General features: G+C 53.9%; 17 protein-coding genes. 15 read left to right on the top strand and 2 right to left on the bottom strand.

Features of this window, described 5'->3' with window-relative positions; genetic code table 11:
* The first annotated feature begins 184 nt into the window (after positions 1-184).
* The 12 genes from murJ (at position 185) to tapY2 (ending at position 14,042) form a co-directional block, all read left to right on the top strand.
* Positions 185-1,753, top strand: coding sequence for a murein biosynthesis integral membrane protein MurJ (gene murJ, locus ACTG2U_RS09845; RefSeq protein ID WP_335812311.1), 1,569 nt, complete (start codon positions 185-187; stop codon positions 1,751-1,753).
* Positions 1,754-1,852: 99 nt separating this feature from the next.
* Entirely contained in the window at positions 1,853-2,827 is a 975-nt protein-coding gene (ribF, locus tag ACTG2U_RS09840; protein WP_181223287.1) for a bifunctional riboflavin kinase/FAD synthetase, read from the top strand.
* Positions 2,827-5,688: an isoleucine--tRNA ligase gene (ileS, locus tag ACTG2U_RS09835; RefSeq protein ID WP_429011810.1), complete on the top strand. Its 2,862-nt coding sequence runs from the start codon at positions 2,827-2,829 to the stop codon at positions 5,686-5,688. The genes ribF and ileS overlap by 1 nt, the downstream gene beginning before the upstream one ends.
* On the top strand, positions 5,688-6,185 hold the full coding sequence (gene lspA / locus ACTG2U_RS09830; RefSeq protein ID WP_005340447.1) for a signal peptidase II: 498 nt from the start codon (positions 5,688-5,690) through the stop codon (positions 6,183-6,185). The genes ileS and lspA overlap by 1 nt, the downstream gene beginning before the upstream one ends.
* Positions 6,182-6,634 carry an FKBP-type peptidyl-prolyl cis-trans isomerase gene (gene fkpB, locus ACTG2U_RS09825; RefSeq protein ID WP_335812313.1) on the top strand — a complete coding sequence of 151 codons (453 nt, stop codon included), beginning with the start codon at positions 6,182-6,184 and terminating at the stop codon, positions 6,632-6,634. Before lspA ends, fkpB begins: the two co-directional genes overlap by 4 nt.
* On the top strand, positions 6,634-7,569 hold the full coding sequence (ispH, locus tag ACTG2U_RS09820; protein WP_335812314.1) for a 4-hydroxy-3-methylbut-2-enyl diphosphate reductase: 936 nt from the start codon (positions 6,634-6,636) through the stop codon (positions 7,567-7,569). The genes fkpB and ispH overlap by 1 nt, the downstream gene beginning before the upstream one ends.
* A gap of 110 nt (positions 7,570-7,679) precedes the next feature.
* On the top strand, positions 7,680-8,105 hold the full coding sequence (locus ACTG2U_RS09815) for a type IV pilin protein (RefSeq protein ID WP_255912262.1): 426 nt from the start codon (positions 7,680-7,682) through the stop codon (positions 8,103-8,105).
* A 2-nt stretch (positions 8,106-8,107) separates the two neighbouring features.
* Positions 8,108-8,674, top strand: coding sequence for a type IV pilus modification protein PilV (gene pilV / locus ACTG2U_RS09810; RefSeq protein ID WP_255912261.1), 567 nt, complete (start codon positions 8,108-8,110; stop codon positions 8,672-8,674).
* Positions 8,671-9,666 carry a PilW family protein gene (locus ACTG2U_RS09805; RefSeq protein ID WP_439974415.1) on the top strand — a complete coding sequence of 332 codons (996 nt, stop codon included), beginning with the start codon at positions 8,671-8,673 and terminating at the stop codon, positions 9,664-9,666. Before pilV ends, ACTG2U_RS09805 begins: the two co-directional genes overlap by 4 nt.
* A complete protein-coding gene (tppD, locus tag ACTG2U_RS09800) occupies positions 9,663-10,100 on the top strand; it encodes a type IVa pilus pseudopilin TppD (protein ID WP_075113927.1) in 438 nt (145 codons plus the stop codon). The genes ACTG2U_RS09805 and tppD overlap by 4 nt, the downstream gene beginning before the upstream one ends.
* Before the next feature lie 10 nt (positions 10,101-10,110).
* A complete protein-coding gene (locus ACTG2U_RS09795) occupies positions 10,111-13,764 on the top strand; it encodes a pilus assembly protein (RefSeq protein ID WP_439974413.1) in 3,654 nt (1,217 codons plus the stop codon).
* The gene (gene tapY2 / locus ACTG2U_RS09790; RefSeq protein ID WP_058053944.1) at positions 13,761-14,042 is read left to right on the top strand and encodes a type IVa secretion system protein TapY2; all 282 of its coding nucleotides are present in this window, start codon (positions 13,761-13,763) and stop codon (positions 14,040-14,042) included. The genes ACTG2U_RS09795 and tapY2 overlap by 4 nt, the downstream gene beginning before the upstream one ends.
* Before the next feature lie 27 nt (positions 14,043-14,069).
* On the opposite strand, the gene ACTG2U_RS09785 is transcribed toward tapY2, so the two are convergent.
* Both ACTG2U_RS09785 and ACTG2U_RS09780 read right to left on the bottom strand, forming a co-directional pair.
* Complete coding sequence (locus ACTG2U_RS09785; protein ID WP_075113929.1) at positions 14,070-14,597, bottom strand: GspH/FimT family protein; 528 nt, start codon at positions 14,595-14,597, stop codon at positions 14,070-14,072.
* Between the two features lie 98 nt (positions 14,598-14,695).
* Entirely contained in the window at positions 14,696-15,355 is a 660-nt protein-coding gene (locus ACTG2U_RS09780; protein ID WP_232254377.1) for a GspH/FimT family pseudopilin, read from the bottom strand.
* 23 nt (positions 15,356-15,378) lie between these two features.
* Here ACTG2U_RS09780 and ACTG2U_RS09775 point away from each other — a divergent pair, with 23 nt between their 5' ends.
* From ACTG2U_RS09775 to ACTG2U_RS09765, 3 genes are read left to right on the top strand one after another with little or no spacing between them, the layout of a single operon-like run.
* Positions 15,379-17,001: an NAD+ synthase gene (locus ACTG2U_RS09775; RefSeq protein ID WP_182933465.1), complete on the top strand. Its 1,623-nt coding sequence runs from the start codon at positions 15,379-15,381 to the stop codon at positions 16,999-17,001.
* Between the two features lie 9 nt (positions 17,002-17,010).
* Positions 17,011-17,349, top strand: a complete 339-nt coding sequence (glnB, locus tag ACTG2U_RS09770; RefSeq protein ID WP_005308848.1) for a nitrogen regulatory protein P-II — start codon at positions 17,011-17,013, stop codon at positions 17,347-17,349.
* A 59-nt stretch (positions 17,350-17,408) separates the two neighbouring features.
* Positions 17,409-18,002, top strand: a complete 594-nt coding sequence (locus ACTG2U_RS09765) for a transglycosylase SLT domain-containing protein (protein WP_272951253.1) — start codon at positions 17,409-17,411, stop codon at positions 18,000-18,002.
* Positions 18,003-18,005: the final 3 nt, after the last annotated feature.

Here is an 18,005-nt window from a genome sequence, read left to right as displayed (position 1 = left end):
CTCCTAAAACTGTCTTAGCGAGTGTATTGAAAAGGCCCGGAAATATGCCCTTCCAACCACATATTGTCAAATGATTTGTGCAAATAAACACCGCCTCCCGGTGGTGTGTCAGTAGGGAGACGGTTAAACTGTCGGCCGATTCTAGCAGCATTCTTTTCATTCTGACAGTTCCAGAGGCCTCGTCTTGAGTAAGAAATTGATCAAATCCGGCATGATAGTGTCCGGAATGACGCTGGCATCCCGCGTAATGGGCTTGGTTCGCGATGTGGTCATCGCAAATCTGCTCGGTGCCGGGGTGGCCGCCGACGTCTTCTTTTTTGCCAATCGCATTCCCAACTTTCTGCGTCGCCTGTTCGCCGAAGGTGCCTTCAACCAGGCCTTTGTTCCCGTGATGACGGAGTACAAGAAAAATGGCGACGAGGGGGAAGTGCGTGAATTGCTGGCGGCGGTTGCGGGCACGCTGGGGGGCATAGTGACTGTGGTCACCCTGCTCGGTGTGCTGGGGTCTGGTGTGCTGACCGCGCTGTTTGGCTGGGGCTGGTTCTGGGACTGGCTGCACGGCGGCCCTGCGGCCGAGAAGTTCGAGCTCGCCAGTCTGATGCTCAAAATCACCTTCCCCTACCTCTGGTTTATCACTTTTACCGCCATGGCGGGGGCCATCCTCAACACCTTCGGCCGCTTTGCGGTCTCGTCGTTTACGCCGGTGTTTCTCAACATCACCATGATTGCGGCGGCCTGGTGGATTGCGCCACTGATGGACAAACCTGAGATCTCGCTGGCGATTGGTGTCTTTTTGGGCGGTTTGGTGCAGTTTCTGTTCCAGTACCCCTTTTTGCGCCAAATCAACATGCTGGTATGGCCCAAGTGGGGATGGAATCACCCTGGGGTGGTGAAGATCCGCACCCTGATGATCCCGGCCCTGTTCGGGGTCTCGGTCAGCCAGATCAACCTGCTGGTCAACACCATGCTGGCTTCCTTCCTGGCGACTGGTGCCATCAGCTATCTCTACTACTCGGATCGCCTGCTGGAGTTCCCCCTCGGGCTGTTTGCGGTGGCCATCAGTACCGTGATCCTGCCAGCGCTGGCCAAGAAGCATGTGGATGCCGATCCGGCGGACTTTTCCCGCACCATGGATTGGGGCGTGCGGATGGTGATGCTGCTCGGCCTGCCCGCCATGATAGGCATTGCGGTGATGCGCGAGCCCATTTTGCGAGTGCTGTTCATGCGCGGCGAGTTCGGCCTGCATGAAGTGAGCATGTCGAGCGCCAGCCTGCTGGCTTCCACTACCGGTCTGCTCTCCCTGATGCTGATCAAGGTGCTGGCGCCCGGTTACTACGCCCGTCAGGATACCAAGACGCCGGTGCGGATCGGGGTGATGTCGATGATTGCCAACATGGTCTGCAACCTCATCTTCATCTACCCGCTTGGTTACGTGGGGCTGGCGCTCTCGACCGCCTGCTCGGGCACTCTGAATGCGGCCTTGCTGTTCAAGGGGTTGTACCAGCAGAGCGTCTATCGTCCCTCCCGCCATACCGGCGTGTTCTGCCTCAAGCTGCTGGTCGCCAGTGTGCTGATGGGGGGCGTGCTCGCCTATCTGTCGCCAGATTTGGCCCAGTGGGGCGCATGGAGTATGGGCAAGGCCAGTTTGCAGCTGACCATGCTGCTGTCGCTGGGGGCTGCGGTCTATGCCGTGGTGTTGCTGCTGTTGGGCATTCGGCCGCGTCACCTTAAATCGGGGCAGCAGGGGGCGTGATTGGGCCCGGATAGTTGAAATCAGGCTATGAGGGCTGACCCTGCCTGCTGCCTGATATATAATCCGCCGATTTCCATGGCAGCAACGCACAAGGCACTGATGGAGCTTATTCGCGGCATTCACAATCTCAAGCCCCGTCACCGGGGATGTGTATTAACCATTGGCAACTTTGATGGGGTTCATCAGGGTCACCATGCGGTATTGGCACGTCTCAAGGAGAAAGCGGCCCAGCTGGGATTGCCCGCCTGCGTCATGCTGTTCGAACCGCAGCCGCTGGAGTTGTTTGCCGGCACGGCAGCGCCCGCCCGGCTGAGCCGGTTGCGGGAAAAGTACGAAGCGCTGCAGGCGCTGCATATCGATCGCATGCTCTGCGTGCGCTTCAGCCACCGTTTTGCCGAGCAGGCGGCCTCGACCTTCATCGAGCAGTTGCTGGTGGAGAGGCTCGGGGTGCGCTATCTGGTGGTCGGCGATGATTTTCGCTTCGGCAAGGGGCGGGAAGGGGATTTCCACCTGCTGGAGGAGGCGGGCCATCGCTTCGGCTTCGAGGTGATCAGTACCCAGAGCTTCCAGCTCGAACGGCAGCGGGTCAGCAGCACCCTGGTGCGTGAAGCCCTTAAGGCGGGCCGGATGGCGGAAGTGGAGCTGATGCTTGGCCGCCCCTATACCATCAGTGGCCGGGTGGCCCACGGCGACAAGTTGGGGCGCACCATAGGTTTTCCCACCGCCAATCTGGCCCTCAAGCGCCAGGTGATCCCGGTCGGTGGCGTGTTTGCGGTGGAAGTGATATGTTCCGGCAAGACCTTCCCCGGTGTAGCCAATGTGGGTGTACGGCCGACCTTGAGCGGTACACAAGCCAGATTGGAAGTACATCTATTTGATTTTTCTGGTGATCTATATGGTCAACAGGTCAAGGTGCTGCTTCGCCACAAGCTGCGCGAAGAGCAGAAGTTTGCCTCTTTCACTGCCTTGAAAGAGCAGATCGAACGAGATGCCCTGGCGGCCCGAGCCTGGTTCGGGCTGCCACAATTCAATTTACCCAGCACTCTTTTAGAAAAGAAGGGAACCCAGGACTGATGAGCGACTATAAACACACCCTGAATCTTCCGGAAACCGAGTTTCCGATGCGTGGCGATCTGGCCAAGCGCGAACCCAACATGCTGAAACGTTGGTACGATCAGGATCTCTACGGCGCTATTCGCCGCGCCAAAGCGGGCAAGCCTTCTTTCATTCTGCATGATGGCCCCCCCTATGCGAACGGCAACATTCACATCGGTCACTCGGTCAACAAGATCCTCAAAGACATCATCATCAAGTCCAAGGGCCTCTCCGGTTTCGATTCCCCCTATGTGCCGGGTTGGGATTGCCACGGTCTGCCTATCGAACTGAAAGTGGAAGGCATGGTCGGCAAGCCGGGCGAGAAGGTTTCCGCTGCCGAATTCCGCGCCGAGTGCCGCAAATACGCCAAGACCCAGATCGAAGCGCAGAAGACCGACTTCATCCGTCTGGGTGTGCTGGGCGACTGGGAACACCCCTACCTGACCATGGATTTTGGCACCGAAGCCAACATCATCCGCTCCATGGCCAAGATCGTTGAAAACGGCCACCTGCACAAAGGCTCCAAACCGGTGCACTGGTGTACCGATTGTGGCTCCGCGCTGGCTGAAGCCGAAGTGGAGTACTACGACAAGAACTCCCCCTCCATCGATGTGCGCTTCAAGGCCGTTGATGAGGCGACCGTTGCCGCCAAGTTTGACTGCGCCGAAGGCCACACTGGCAAGGGCCCGATCTCTGCGGTGATCTGGACCACCACTCCGTGGACCCTGCCAGCCAACCGCGCCATCGCCATGCACGCCGATCTGGATTACGCACTGGTGCAGGTTGAAGGTGAGCATCCCGAGCGTCTGATCCTGGCCGCCGAGCTGGTCAAGGATGTGATGGATCGCGCCGGTATCGAGAAGTTCCACAATCTGGGTTACGCCAAGGGCGCCGCGCTTGAGCTGCTGCGCTTCAACCACCCCTTCTACAGCTTCGACGTGCCGGTGGTACTGGGTGATCACGTCACCCTGGATGCCGGTACCGGTGCCGTTCACACCGCACCTGGCCACGGTCAGGAAGACTTCGTGGTCGGTCAGAAGTACGGTCTGGAAGTGGCCAACCCGGTTGGCAGCAACGGTGTTTACCTGCCGGATACCGAACTGTTTGCCGGCCAGCATGTGTTCAAGGCCAATGCCTCCGTGATCGAAGTGCTGACCGAGCGCGGCGCCCTGCTGCACCACAAGGTGTTCAACCACTCCTATCCGCACTGCTGGCGTCACAAGACCCCGATCATCTTCCGTGCTACTCCACAGTGGTTCATCAGCATGGAGCAGAAGGGTCTGCGCAAGCGCGCACTGGAAGAGATCGAGCGCATCGAGAAGGACGGCATTGCCCAGCAAGGCCAGAGCGGCTGGGTACCGGCCTGGGGTAAAAACCGCATTCAGGCGATGGTCGAGAACCGTCCTGACTGGTGTATCTCCCGTCAGCGCACCTGGGGTGTGCCTATCTCCCTGTTCGTCCATAAAGAGACCCAGGAACTGCACCCGGAATCCGTGCGCCTGATGCACGAGGTCGCCAAGCGGGTCGAGCAGTCCGGCATTCAGGCATGGTGGGATCTGGACAAGGCCGAGCTGCTGGGTGCCGATGCCGACATGTACGACAAGGTGCCTGACACTCTGGATGTCTGGTTTGACTCCGGTTCTACCCACGCCTCCGTGGTCGATGCCCGTCCCGAGTTCAACGGCAAGCCGGCCGACATGTATCTGGAAGGTTCTGACCAGCACCGTGGCTGGTTCATGTCCTCCCTGATGATCGGTGTGGCCATGAAAGACAAGGCTCCCTACAACCAGGTACTGACTCACGGCTTCACTGTGGATGGTCAGGGTCGCAAGATGTCCAAGTCCATCGGCAACGTGGTCAGCCCGCAAGACGTAATGAACAAGCTGGGTGCCGACATCCTGCGTCTGTGGGTAGCGAGCACTGACTACACCGGCGAGATGACTGTCTCCGACGAGATCCTCAAGCGCTCTGCTGATGCTTATCGTCGTATTCGCAACACCGCCCGCTTCCTGCTGGCCAACCTGAACGGCTTCAATCCGGCGACCGACATGGTGGCGCCTGCCGACATGGTGGTGGTGGATCGCTGGGCCGTGGGCCGTGCCAAAGCGGTACAGGCCGAGATCATGGCGGCATTCGACGAGTACAACTTCCACGGTGTAACCCAGAAGCTGATGCAGTTCTGCTCCATCGAGATGGGCTCTTTCTATCTGGACGTCATCAAGGATCGCCAGTACACCGCCAAAGCTGACAGCCTGGCCCGTCGCTCCTGCCAGACAGCCCTCTATCACATTGCCGAGGCCATGGTGCGCTGGATGGCGCCGATCATGAGCTTCACCGCTGATGAAATCTGGGCCCTGCTGCCGGGTGAGCGCGGCGAGTTCGTCTTCACTGAAGAGTGGTACGACGGCCTGTTCGGGCTGGAAGCGGGTGAAACCCTCAACGACGAGTTCTGGGCCGAGATCCTCACCGTGCGCGGTGAAGTGAACAAGGCGCTGGAAGTGGCCCGTGGTGAGAAGCGCATCGGCGGCTCCCTGCAGGCCGAGCTGACCCTGTTCGCCAAGCCGGAGCTGGCTGCACGCCTGAATGCCCTGGCTGATGAGCTGCGCTTCGTGCTGCTCACCTCCAAAGCCAAGGTTGTGGAGGCTGACACTGCGCCGGAAGGCTCTGTGGCGACCGAGCGTGATGACCTGTGGCTGAGCGTGGCCCAGTCTGCCGCCGCCAAGTGCGACCGCTGCTGGCACCATGTGGAAGATGTGGGCACCATCGCGGATCACGAAGAGATCTGTGGTCGCTGTGTGACCAACGTCGAGGGTGACGGCGAAACGCGTCAATTTGCCTGATGAACATGACTCAACATAAAAGCGGCCTGCGTTGGCTGTGGCTGGCAGTGCTGGCCTTTGTACTGGACCAGGCGAGCAAGCTCGCCGTGGTCAAGTTGCTGCCATTTGGTTACCCGGGGGTGGAGATCACCCCCTTCTTCAATCTGGTTCACGTCTACAACAAGGGCGCCGCATTCAGCTTTCTGGCTGATCAGGGGGGCTGGCAGCGCTGGTTCTTCGCGGTGCTGGCTTTTGCCATCTGTGGATTGCTGATCCACTGGCTGCGCAAGCAGTCGGTGACCCAGCGTTGGAGCGGTATCGCCTATTCACTCATCATCGGCGGCGCGCTTGGCAACGTCTTTGATCGACTGGTGTTGGGCCATGTGGTCGATTTTCTCGACTTCTACTGGCAGCGTGCGCATTGGCCGGCATTCAATCTGGCCGACAGCTTTATCTTTATCGGGGCCGCCATGATTGTGCTGGACGGGTTCCGTGGTGAGAAAAAGGAGCAGGCATGAGCCAGCAGATCACCGCTAACAGCAGCGTGCTGTTCCACTTCTCCATCAAGCTGGAAGATGGCTCAGTTGCCGACAGCACGGCGCTGCACGGCAAACCTGCCCGCCTGCGGATGGGCGATGGCAGCCTGACCCCCACCTTCGAGCAGTGTCTGCTGGGGCTGAGCGAAGGGGAGTGCAAGAGTTTTACTCTGGCGCCGGAAGAGGCCTTTGGTCTCTCCAATCCCGACAATATCTACCATCTCGACCGTGCCAAATTTGGCGCCGATGTGGAGCCAAAAGTCGGCACCATCATCCTGTTCGATCAGCCCAATGGCAGCGAGCTGCCGGGCATTATCCGGGCGGTAGCCGGGATGTCGGTCACGGTCGATTTCAACCACCCGCTGGCCGGTCATACCGTCACCTTCGAGGTGGAGATCCTGGGCGTTGATGATGAGGAGAAGGTGCATTAATGGATATTCTGCTCGCTAACCCTCGCGGTTTTTGCGCCGGTGTCGATCGCGCCATCAGTATTGTCGAGAGCGCGCTGGAGAAGTTCGGTGCCCCCATCTATGTCCGCCACGAAGTGGTGCATAACCGGTATGTGGTGAACAAGTTGAAAGATGCGGGCGCTGTCTTCGTCGAGGAGCTGGACGAGGTGCCGGACGACAGCATCGTCATCTTTTCTGCTCACGGCGTGGCCAAGACAGTGCGCGAGATGGCAAAGTCCCGCGCCCTCAAGGTATTCGATGCCACCTGTCCGCTGGTGACCAAGGTGCACATGGAGGTTCATCGCGCCAGCCGCAAGGGCTCCGAGGCTGTGCTCATCGGCCACGCCGGTCACCCCGAGGTGATCGGGACCATGGGGCAGTACGAGAATCGCGAAGGCGGCATGTATCTGGTAGAAACACCGGAAGATGTGGCCAAGCTCAAGGTAAAGAATCCGGATGACCTCTGCTTCGTCACCCAAACCACCCTGAGCGTGGATGAGACCTCTGACGTCATCGATGCGCTGCGCCAGTACTTCCCCAAGATCCAGGGGCCGCGCAAGGACGATATCTGCTACGCCACCCAAAACCGTCAGGATGCGGTGCGGGAGATGGCGGGGCTGGTGGACGCCATGCTGGTGGTGGGGTCTCGCAACTCTTCCAACTCCAACCGTCTGCGCGAGTTGGCCGAGAAGGTGGGTGCCAGAGCCTATCTTATCGACGATGCGTCGATGATCGAGGCGAGCTGGCTGGAAGGGGTGAAGGCGATCGGCGTCACTGCAGGTGCATCCGCCCCCGAGGTGCTGGTGCAAAACGTGATTGCCCGTCTGCGGGAGCTGGGTGGCAAGGTGGTCGCCGAGCATCCTGGCCGTGAAGAGAACGTAGTCTTTGAGGTTCCTCCCGAACTTAGAATAATTTGAGTGCAGCCAGGAAGGCTTAAGAATAAAGTGTGTTGATAATGACGCCGGGTTTGTTCAAGAGACAGGCTCGGCGTTAAACTTATGAAGCAGTCTGTCACCAAGGATGGGATATGATTGGATACTTTCGTGGCTTTTCTCTTATTGAGTTGATGATTGTCATCGCCATCGTGGCGATTCTTGGCACCATCGCTTATCCCGCCTATCAGCAATATGTGCTGACCAGTCATCGTGTCGAAGCCAAGAGCATGCTGCTCAATGCGGCCAATCGGCAAGAAACCTATTTTATGGATTTCAATCAGTATGCTTCGTCGATTACCGACCTAGGCATCGTGCTTGAGCCCGATGCCCGTTATAGCTTAGATATTAGTATTTCCGCAGGAGTCCCTAGCCCTAACTTTACTTTGACAGCAACCGCTTCGGGAGCTCAGGAGGCTGATAGTCGCTGTTTTAAATTCATGATTAATCAAGGAAATAAGCAAAAAGAAAAAGATGCCGAAGATAAGGTCGGTAATAAAGTTGATGGGTGTTGGGAGTGAATATGAAATCATCGATTATTTCATCTGCCGGATTTAGCCTATTAGAGGTGATGATCACTGCGGTGATCCTGTCGCTGGGGCTGCTCGGTCTGGTTGCCTTGCAAACCCATTCCAAATTTGCCAGTTATGAAGCTCGCCAGCGTACCATCGCCAGCTGGCTGGCTAACGATATGGTCGAGCGGGTGCGGATCAACAGGGACAGCTGGAGTGAAGAAAGCTCTGCAGCGGTAAGTCTTGCCTCTAATTTAACTCGACCGACTTGCGCATCGGAAGATGGCACTATCAGTAATTGCAGTGCTGCAGATTTACGTAATGCCGACCTGCACTACTGGCAACAAGCCTTGCTTGGGACCAGTGTTTCGGGTGCGGCATCTTCCTTGAATTCACCTATAGGCTGCGTGGTGCGGCGGGCCAATAATGTGCTGGCGGTCGGGATATTCTGGGCTGGCAAACAAGAGATATCTGATGGGGGGGCTGCCGCTGCGGCAGTGACGCTGATCAACGAGTGTAAGTTATCTAAAACAAGCGATGCAGCGAGGCGTCAGTTTATTTTGACGACAACCTTATGAAATCTCATGGATTTACTCTGGTTGAATGGCTTATCTCCATGACGATGGGACTGTTCTTATTGGCGGGAGTTTTTTCGGTCTTTGTAATGTCTCGCTCCAGCTCTGAAGATGCCTTTGATCAAAGTGAATTACAGGAAAATGGTCGATTGGCCATTCGACTGATTAGCCAAGATATCAAATGGGCTGGTTTTTTTGGAGCTTATACCGGCCAGTCAACACAAGTTGGCTCCTCACTGTCGCTCAGCACTGGCAGTACCATTTTATCAGCCAGTGATTGTCTGGATGAGCGCTCTGTCGGTAGTTTGCCATCACCTCTTGGGCCAATTCGCGGGCTTTGGGTTTCACGGGTTTCCGCAAGTAAGGGATTGAGTGGTTTTACTTGTATTGATGCCAACGACCGAGTGGCAAACTCGGATGTAATCAGTATCAAGCGACTGGTAGGGCGTCCTATACCAGCATCAGAGGGATTGGATACAAACCGCTTTTATATGGCAGCCAATAGTCAGGAGGCGAGAGTCATCAAGGGAAGCGAAACCAGACCACTCTTTGGTGCCAATAATGAGAGCCAGGTCTGGGAATACCAGCACTATATTTATTACCTGTCACAAGAAGATGGTATTCCTGTCTTACGCAAGCGCTATTTGACCGTCAATGGTGGTTCTTCTCTGATTGGTGGTGCTATGGCCGAAGGCGTTGAACATATGGTTCTGATGTATGGAGTTGACGATACCTTGATCCCTGATGGACGTATAGACAGATATATGTCAACGGACCAAATGACAACACAGCGCTGGAATGAGGGGCGAGTATTGGGGGCTAGGCTTTTCTTGCTGATTAGAGCTGCTCGGGAGTCAAGTCGCTATAAGAATAACAATAGCTATCAACTCGGTAATATTACGGTCAATGGTGGAGGTGATGGTTATCGCCGTCTGTTATTGGAAAGTAGTATTGCACTACGTAATCAACAAATAGCTACCCGAGGTGGAACATGAGATCGGTTAAAAAACATCAGGGAGTTGCGTTGATAGTCGCACTGGTCATTCTGGTTCCTTTGACTCTGATTGCCGTAGTCGTCATGCAGTCCAGCGGTATGAGTCTGAAAATGGCCAGTTCTAGCGCCAGTTTGCAACGAGCAGAACACGAAGTTGAAGGCACCCTGGAGTCTGCATTGGGTGACACTTCTCTCTCAACACAAATTGCAACGCAGGCTATTGGCACTTCAGCTGCAATCGGTACGACCACTCCTGCGACCACCCTGACTATCAATACCGAAAGTGTATGCAAACGCAAATTTGAAGCCAGTAGCCAGAATGTAACACCAGCCTGTCGTTATGCTGAAGCCACTACATCCAGTGCTTATGGCAAAGTTAATAGCCAAATGGCCTTTACCGCCGGGGTAGAACAACCCCTGCTCAGTGCCAATTAGGGAGCAAGTTATGAACATAAGGATCTGTTTGCTAACAAGCTTGCTGGTGTTATGTAGCAGTATCTCCAGCACATCCATGGCGGTAGGGACTGGTTATTCCGATGATACCGAGTTGTTTATTTATGACTTTGCTAAAGCGGGTGATTTTAGACCGAAGGTTCTATTTATATTTGATAACTCAGGGAGTATGAAGAATACGACTGAAGTAGCCAAAGAACCTTATAACCCATCTTTTAATTATCCATCCTTACCTAATGATCCTGATGTTAATAACAGTCGTCGCTTCATTTATTTTTCTACTGATGGAAAAGTGCCTGCTATCAACAGTATCAAGAGATTCCGCGAGGTATTAAATGCTTGTGCGACATCTAAGAATACTCTAAATAGCATTGGTCGGTTTCAGTCAAGGGTGTGGGGGTACGAGGTAACATCAGGAAGCCCACCTGGTGATGGGAAAGGTAGTTGGCTTTCACTGAATGATGTCACTGATGGCAAACTATCAGTTGTTGACTGCCAACAGGATATTGATGAAGGGGTTCTGATTAATACGCAGGGTTTTATAGAAGGATTACCAGTAAATAAAACTAGATCGACAAAAGGAAGTTGGTATTACACCAAAAGCTATGACAATTCCGATAACAAGCCCTTAAATGGTAGTACCACACAGATTTCAATTTTTACTGCAAACTATGTACGTTGGTACTATGGCGCTACAGGGGTATCTATGCAGACCCGTTTAAAAGTTGCCCAGGATGCGGTAAAAGAGCTGGTACTGGCAACGCCTGCTGTTGATTTCGGTCTGGCGGTATTTAATTACAATGATGGTAATGCATCAAATAGTAAAAATGGCGGCAGGATAATTAGAGATATTATTGGTAATGATGCAATATTGTCCTCAGGAAAAACAGGTGCGCAAGATCTAATCGATAAAGTGAATGCTCTGAGTTCGGATACCTGGACACCTTTGTGTGAGACATTATATGAAGCCTATCGTTATTTCGGTGGTTTGAGTGTCAATTTTGGCGATGATGATACCAACCGTAACCCCAAGCGTGATTCCAATGCTGAGTCACCAGCCGGGACCTATAAATCCCCGTATGATAAATGCTCCAACAATGGCTATATCATCTATATGACAGATGGTGAACCAACCTATGACACTGCTGCCGATACCCTGATTTCAAATATGATTAATAGCTTGCCCGCTGCTGATAAAACTGCAGTTGGTTATGGTTCGTCAGGGGAAAAAAGCTATCTGGCGGCGTTGGCTGCTTATATGAAGAAAAGTGATGTCAATACATCTGCAGATGGTATTCAAACAGTCACAACATTTACTGTTGGTTTTGGGGATGAAGCAATTAATGGTGCGGGAGCTTTGTTGGCAGAAACCGCTCGTCGTGGCGGTGGAAAATATTATCCTGCCACTGATGCAACCCAACTTAACGAAGCATTAAAATCATCATTGCTGGCTATCTTGAAGATGAATACCTCGCTGGTCTCACCCGCCATTGCCACCAATAACTTTGATCGCACTCGCAGTCTTAATAATATTTACTACGCCATGTTTGAACCGGGGGCAGGCCCGCGATGGAAGGGTAATCTTAAAAAATTGGTGCTCGACCCTAAAAATGGATATGTGGTGGATCAGCGTGGCTTACCTGCTATCTCTGGTAACGGAACTATCCTTGAGGCAGCTAAAACATATTGGTCTTCAACCCGTGATGGTAACAAGGTTGCCGAGGGTGGAGTACAGGAGATGCTGGCAGCTAAAACCAATCGCAATATTTCTGTGATTCCCCCTTCCACCAATACATTAAGTGTATTTAGCAAGTCAGCGCTTGAAAATATGGCTGGTGGGGTTGAGCAACTTCGCACAGTGATGGGGCTGGGCAGTAATGATAATATCGATAGCATTATTGGTTGGGCGAAAGGTCTGGATGCATTTAATGAGGATAGTGATAGCACAACGACAATTCGTGAGGATATTCTTGGGGATCCTCTTCATTCAAGGCCGCTGGTGATAAATTATGGTTGCACGGTATTGACCGGACAAACGTCGTGTAACCCTGACCTGCGAATCGTGATGGGGACCAATACGGGTTTCTTGCATATGTTCAAAGACAGCATAACCTCAGTTGATGAGAGCTGGGCAATCATGCCATATCAATTTATCGCCAATCAGAAAGCCTTGCAGGAAAATCGTGAATCATCGGTACATCTATATGGTGTAGATTCATCACCCACTGTGCTGGTCAATGAGCAAGTCAAAGATGGTCATATCAAGTCGTCACAAGGTGATAAAGTATGGTTATTTACCGGGCTGCGGGGCGGTGGCAAGGCATATTATGCTTTGAATATATCCAATCCGGATTCCCCCTCGCTAATGTGGCGGCTGGATAAAAATAACGCTGGCTTTGGCAAGCTAGGTGAAACCTGGTCTATCCCCGAGGTCGCATTTATTCCAGGCTATTCCATAGTAGTCAATGGTAAAAAGTCCTATAAGCCTGTCTTGATTTTCTCGGGGGGGTACGATCAGGCCAAAAGCTATTTGGGGCAGGGGGATGAGGATAGTGAGGGACTGGGGGTCTATATCGTTGATGCTGAAACAGGGGGTCTGTTATTCAGCTTTACCCCGGATGAAACCAGTGCAAAGAATAAGCAAGTCGCGGGCATGGTTTACAGCATGCCAGGCTCGGTCTCCGTGCTGGACAGTGATGGGGATGGTATTACAGATCGGATCTATGCGGGTGATACCGGCGGCCAGATCTGGCGTATCGATATGAAAGGAGAAGATAAATCAAAATGGACGGCCATCAAGTTTGCCAGTTTGGGTAATGCCCATTTAAGTGGGAATGATAAGAAGCTGGCAGACGACCGTCGCTTCTTTACTCAGCCCGTATTGGTGCGCACCATCAACAAGGGCTGGAAATATGATGGCACCAATTATCTCTACAGTGAGCGCCCGTTTGATGCTGTATTGATAGGCAGTGGTGATAGAAATCGTCCTTCCTCGGAAGCGACAACCCAAAATGTGTATGTGATGCTACGTGACTACAATGTCAATCCGACCCTGTTTGGCATAGACCCAGATACTAATGAAAATCCTTCTGTCATTACGTTAGATGATCTTTATGATGTGACCAGCGATCCATTTATTGGTTTGAATGAAGATCAGATCGTAAATACAACCAAGGTTTTGACCAGCAAGTTGGGATGGAAATTCTGGCTCAATGAAAGCGGTGAAAAATCAATGGGGGCTGGTTTGGTGTTGCAAGGCAAGCTCTATTTCACCTCTTTCCTGCCTCAGGTTCAGGATTTCCAGCAATGTACGATTCAATCAATCGGTGCCATGCGCCAGTATATGATTGATATGCACTACGGTACTTCGTTCAAATATGTGCTGGATAGCAACAATCAGGAAGTTATTCAGCGTTACGTAGAGGTGCAAAATAAAGTTGCTGATGATCTGGTTATTCATGGTGGGGATGATGGCCGGATTAGAATTATAGGTGGTGCTCCGGGCAAGGAGGTCATCCTTAAAGATGAGGGGCAGGGAGAGCCTGAACGTTGTACCGGTGAAGGTGAGTGCTCTCAAGGTGCGGAGGAGGCAAAAATGGATATGTCTCCCAAGAAAATCTATCTCTATGAAGGAGAACAGGGATGAAACGCATGCTGCTCTGGTGTGTGGGCTTGCCCTTGTTGGTTCAGGCTCAAACTGAAGACATAAAATGTTATGTCACTCTGGAAGGTGGCGTGCAGATGGTGTTGCAGCAACCGGTCGCTGATACCAGCAAGGCAAATCTGGTCAGGGTGTTTAAACAGAAAGGTTATGAGATTGATGGAGTGGTGCATCTTGTCACAGAGGTAATCGAGTGTGTTCCTTTGGCCGCCACCTTTTCGCTGGCTGATGCAAAAAAGCAAGATGAAATCCAACCCAGATAATGCTGCTGGGAGAGTAGGGTATAGGGGCTAAGAACAACTCAGCCCCTTTTTTTCGCTTCTGTTTCTACCGGATGGCGAGATGATGATATCGATTCGGGGTGCCTGGTCGCTACAAAACCGGAGCGTCATGTTGGTGCCAATCGCTGTGCCATCCGGGCTAAAACGTACAAATTGTCGATTGGCAGTGACGGTATGTTTTTCAAGAAAGGGTTCTGTTGCTGATAACAAGACATCGCCATTTGCAATATCGAATTGGCGATCCTGATTGGTGTCGATAAAGACAAGCATTCGCTGGGCGCCAGCATGATTTGCGAGTACGCAGCTTTCTTTTGTGGAGTTCCTGACAGGCATGGCAAGACATGCTGTGACTGGTTGCTGCAGTGTGATGGCTTGTCGTTGGCCGAAGATCAGGTGGTCCTGCAGGTTTCTTGTGTAGATGTCGCTGTCGGTAGATGTCAGCAGATTTGCCAATGACGGCAGTCCCAAGGTCAGCAGGATGGTTGTCAGGCTTGCAGATATCAAAAACTCAAGCAGGGTAAATCCATTTCGTGCCATAGCGTATGAGTCCTTGTTCAAAAGAGACTCTAAGCATAGTTATTGGATTGAAATGGATCCTTTTGTGATCGTGTGTGTTTCGCTGTAGTTAACGCTGGTCATGGACATACAGCACCACTTGCCTGGCTATGGGCACGTCCAGCATGCATTACATCAATCGTCACACTATTTTCACCGCTAATACAAAGCGAAAATATAACTTCAATATTGGCTTCATCAGGCGGGACTTCCGTTATGGTGCCGACCGGGTTGAAGCGCAGCGCCTGTGCATCGGCGGAAATGGTCAGTTCTGCAGGAAATTCGGGACTGGCAGCAATAGTTGCTTCGTTACCATTAAGCTTCAGGTCGCCATTAGTATCGATAAAGGCGAGTAGCCGATTCGCACCATGTTGAGCTGCTGGTATGCACTCCTCAGTAGCATTGTTGAGAGTGGTCAGGCAAAGAGTGACGGTCTGCTGGTTGGAGATGGCTTGTTGTCTGGCGTAGTTTAAGTGGTTGAGAAGGCTCTTTTCTTGGGTCGCCAAATTATTGCTGCCAAGCAGGTTAGAGAGGGACGGAATACCAATCCCCAGCAGAATGACGCCCAGCGCAATGGCTATCATCAATTCCATAAGGGTAAATCCGGCGTTTTTCATATCTGCGAAGGCCTGTCGTTCCGTGACTACATACAGCTTATCTCTCCCGCTGATTGCTGTCACATGGTTACGCCCGTCTTGAACTGGCAGATTGCCCCCCTTTTCTTTATCATTCCCCATCATTTTTGATTTTAAGATGCATCGCCATGGCAAAAGCCCTCTCTCTGATGCTTGCCCAGTTGAATCTGACGGTAGGCGCCATCGAAGATAACACTGACAAAGTGCTCGCTGCGGCGGCTCAGGCCGAGCAGCAAGGCGCTGATCTGCTGGTCTGCTCCGAGCTGGCCCTGACCGGCTATCCGCCGGAAGATCTGCTGCTGCGTGCCGATCTGATGATCCGGGTCGATGCCGCGCTGGCTCGCGTTGCCGCATGGCAGGGTAACTGTGCCATTTTGGTGGGTCATCCCTGGCGTGAAGGGGAGGCGCTTTACAATGCGGCTTCCCTCTATGAGCACGGCAAGCTGATTGCCCGCTACTTCAAGCAGGATTTGCCCAACTACGGCGTGTTTGATGAGAAGCGCTATTTCACCGCGGCGACCGAGACCTGTGTGGTCCCCTTCCGTGGTCATCAGCTGGGGCTGCTCATCTGCGAAGACCTGTGGCAGCCGGGCCCGGTGCTGGCCGCCAAGGCGGCTGGGGCAGAGTTGCTGCTCACCATCAATGCGTCGCCCTACGATCAGGAGAAACCCTGGATCCGCCGCGAGCTGATGGCTGAGCGCTGCGATCAGACCGGTCTGCCGCTGGTCTACCTCAATCAGGTCTGTGGCCAGGATGAGCTGATCTTCGACGGCTGCTCCAAGGTGTTCAGCAGTCAGGGTGAGTTAACCCACAAGCTCGCCCCGTTTGCCGAAGAGCTGGCGCTGGTGCGCTTTGTCGATGGTCAGCCGGTGAAAGAGTGTGAACCGGCTGCGCCGCTGGAGCCGCTGGCCGAGACCTATCAGGCGCTGGTGCTGGCGGTGCGCGACTATGTCACCAAGAACGGCTTCCACGGCGCAGTGCTGGGCCTCTCCGGCGGCATTGACTCGGCACTGACCCTGGCCATCGCGGCCGATGCCATCGGCGCCGACAAGGTGCAGGCGGTGATGATGCCGTTCCGCTACACCGCCCAGATGAGTGTGGAAGATGCCAAAGAGCAGGCCGAGCGGATGGGGGTTGAATTCAACATCATCTCCATCGAGCCTATGTTCGAAGGGTTTATGACCCAGCTGGCGCCGCTGTTTGAAGGCACGGCCCGTGATACTACCGAAGAGAACCTGCAGGCGCGCTGCCGCGGTGTGCTGCTGATGGCACTCTCCAACAAGCGTCGTCGCATCGTGCTGACCACCGGCAACAAGAGCGAGATGGCGGTCGGTTATGCCACGCTGTACGGTGACATGGCGGGCGGTTTCGATGTGCTGAAAGATGTGCCCAAGACGCTGGTATTCAAGTTGTGCGAATATCGCAACTCGGTCGACTACGTGATCCCACAGCGGGTTATCGACCGTCCTCCTTCAGCGGAGCTGGCACCGGATCAGGTGGATCAGGACAGCCTGCCGCCATACGACATCCTGGATGCCATCCTCAAGCGTTACGTGGAAGAGGATGCCTCGGTCGCCGACATGGTGGCAGAAGGGTTCGAGGAAGCGGTGGTGCGCAAGGTGATCCGCTTGGTGGATCTCAACGAATACAAGCGCCGTCAGGCGGCGGTCGGGCCCCGCATTACGGCTCGCAACTTTGGTAAGGATCGCCGTTACCCCATTACATCCGGGTTCGGCAAACAGAACTGGTAAGGAGTCACCATGAAGAAGATTGAAGCCATCATCAAACCGTTCAAGCTGGACGATGTGCGCGAGGCCCTGGCCGAGATCGGCATCAACGGCATGACCGTATCCGAAGTCAAAGGCTTCGGCCGCCAGAAGGGCCATACCGAGCTCTATCGCGGCGCCGAATATATGGTCGACTTCCTGCCGAAAGTGAAGGTGGAGCTGGTGGTGCAGGATGAGGATCTCGATGCCTGTCTGGAAGCGATCCAGAACACCGCTCGTACTGGCAAGATTGGTGATGGCAAGATCTTCGTCTGCGAGGTGGAGCGTGTCATTCGTATCCGTACCGGCGAAGAGAACGAAGACGCGATCTGACCTTGGCTATCTCTTTACCTGACCAGAGGCGTGAAGCGCGACCTCATTTGATGGGGTGGATGCGTTTTGCTGTGGTCGCCAGCCTGTTGGCGGGCCTGACCGCCTGTAGTACCCGTCCACCGGCTCAGCCGGAGAATCTGTGCCAGATCTTTCGCGAGAAGCCTGATTGGCACAAGGCCGCGCTCAAGATGAACGAGAAGTGGGGGACGCCGATCCATGTGGTGATGGCCATGATGTATCAGGAGTCCTCGTACGTACATGATGCTCAGCCGCCGATGCAGTATTTCCTCTTCATCCCGACCGGGCGGGCCAGTTCGGCATATGGTTATGCCCAGGTGAAAGACGAGACCTGGGCCGATTACCAGCGAGAGACCGGCAATAGCTGGAGTGATCGCGATGACTTTGCCGACGCCATCGATTTTATGGGTTGGTACACTAACAAAGCTCAGCGGCTCAATGGCACCTCCAAGTGGGATGCCTATGGCCAGTACCTCAACTATCACGAAGGGTGGGGTGGCTACCGGCGTGGCAGCTATCGCAGCAAGGGGTGGTTGATGAAGACCTCTCGCAAGGTAGAGGCTCGCGCCCAGCGCTACGGCGCCCAGTACCGTCAATGCAAGGATCAGCTCTCCCGCGGGGGCTGGTTCTGGTAACCA

Source organism: Aeromonas sp. 95A, assembly GCF_051919235.1.
Taxonomy (GTDB): Bacteria; Pseudomonadota; Gammaproteobacteria; order Enterobacterales; family Aeromonadaceae; genus Aeromonas; species Aeromonas veronii.
This window is presented reverse-complemented; position numbering and strand designations above follow the sequence as displayed.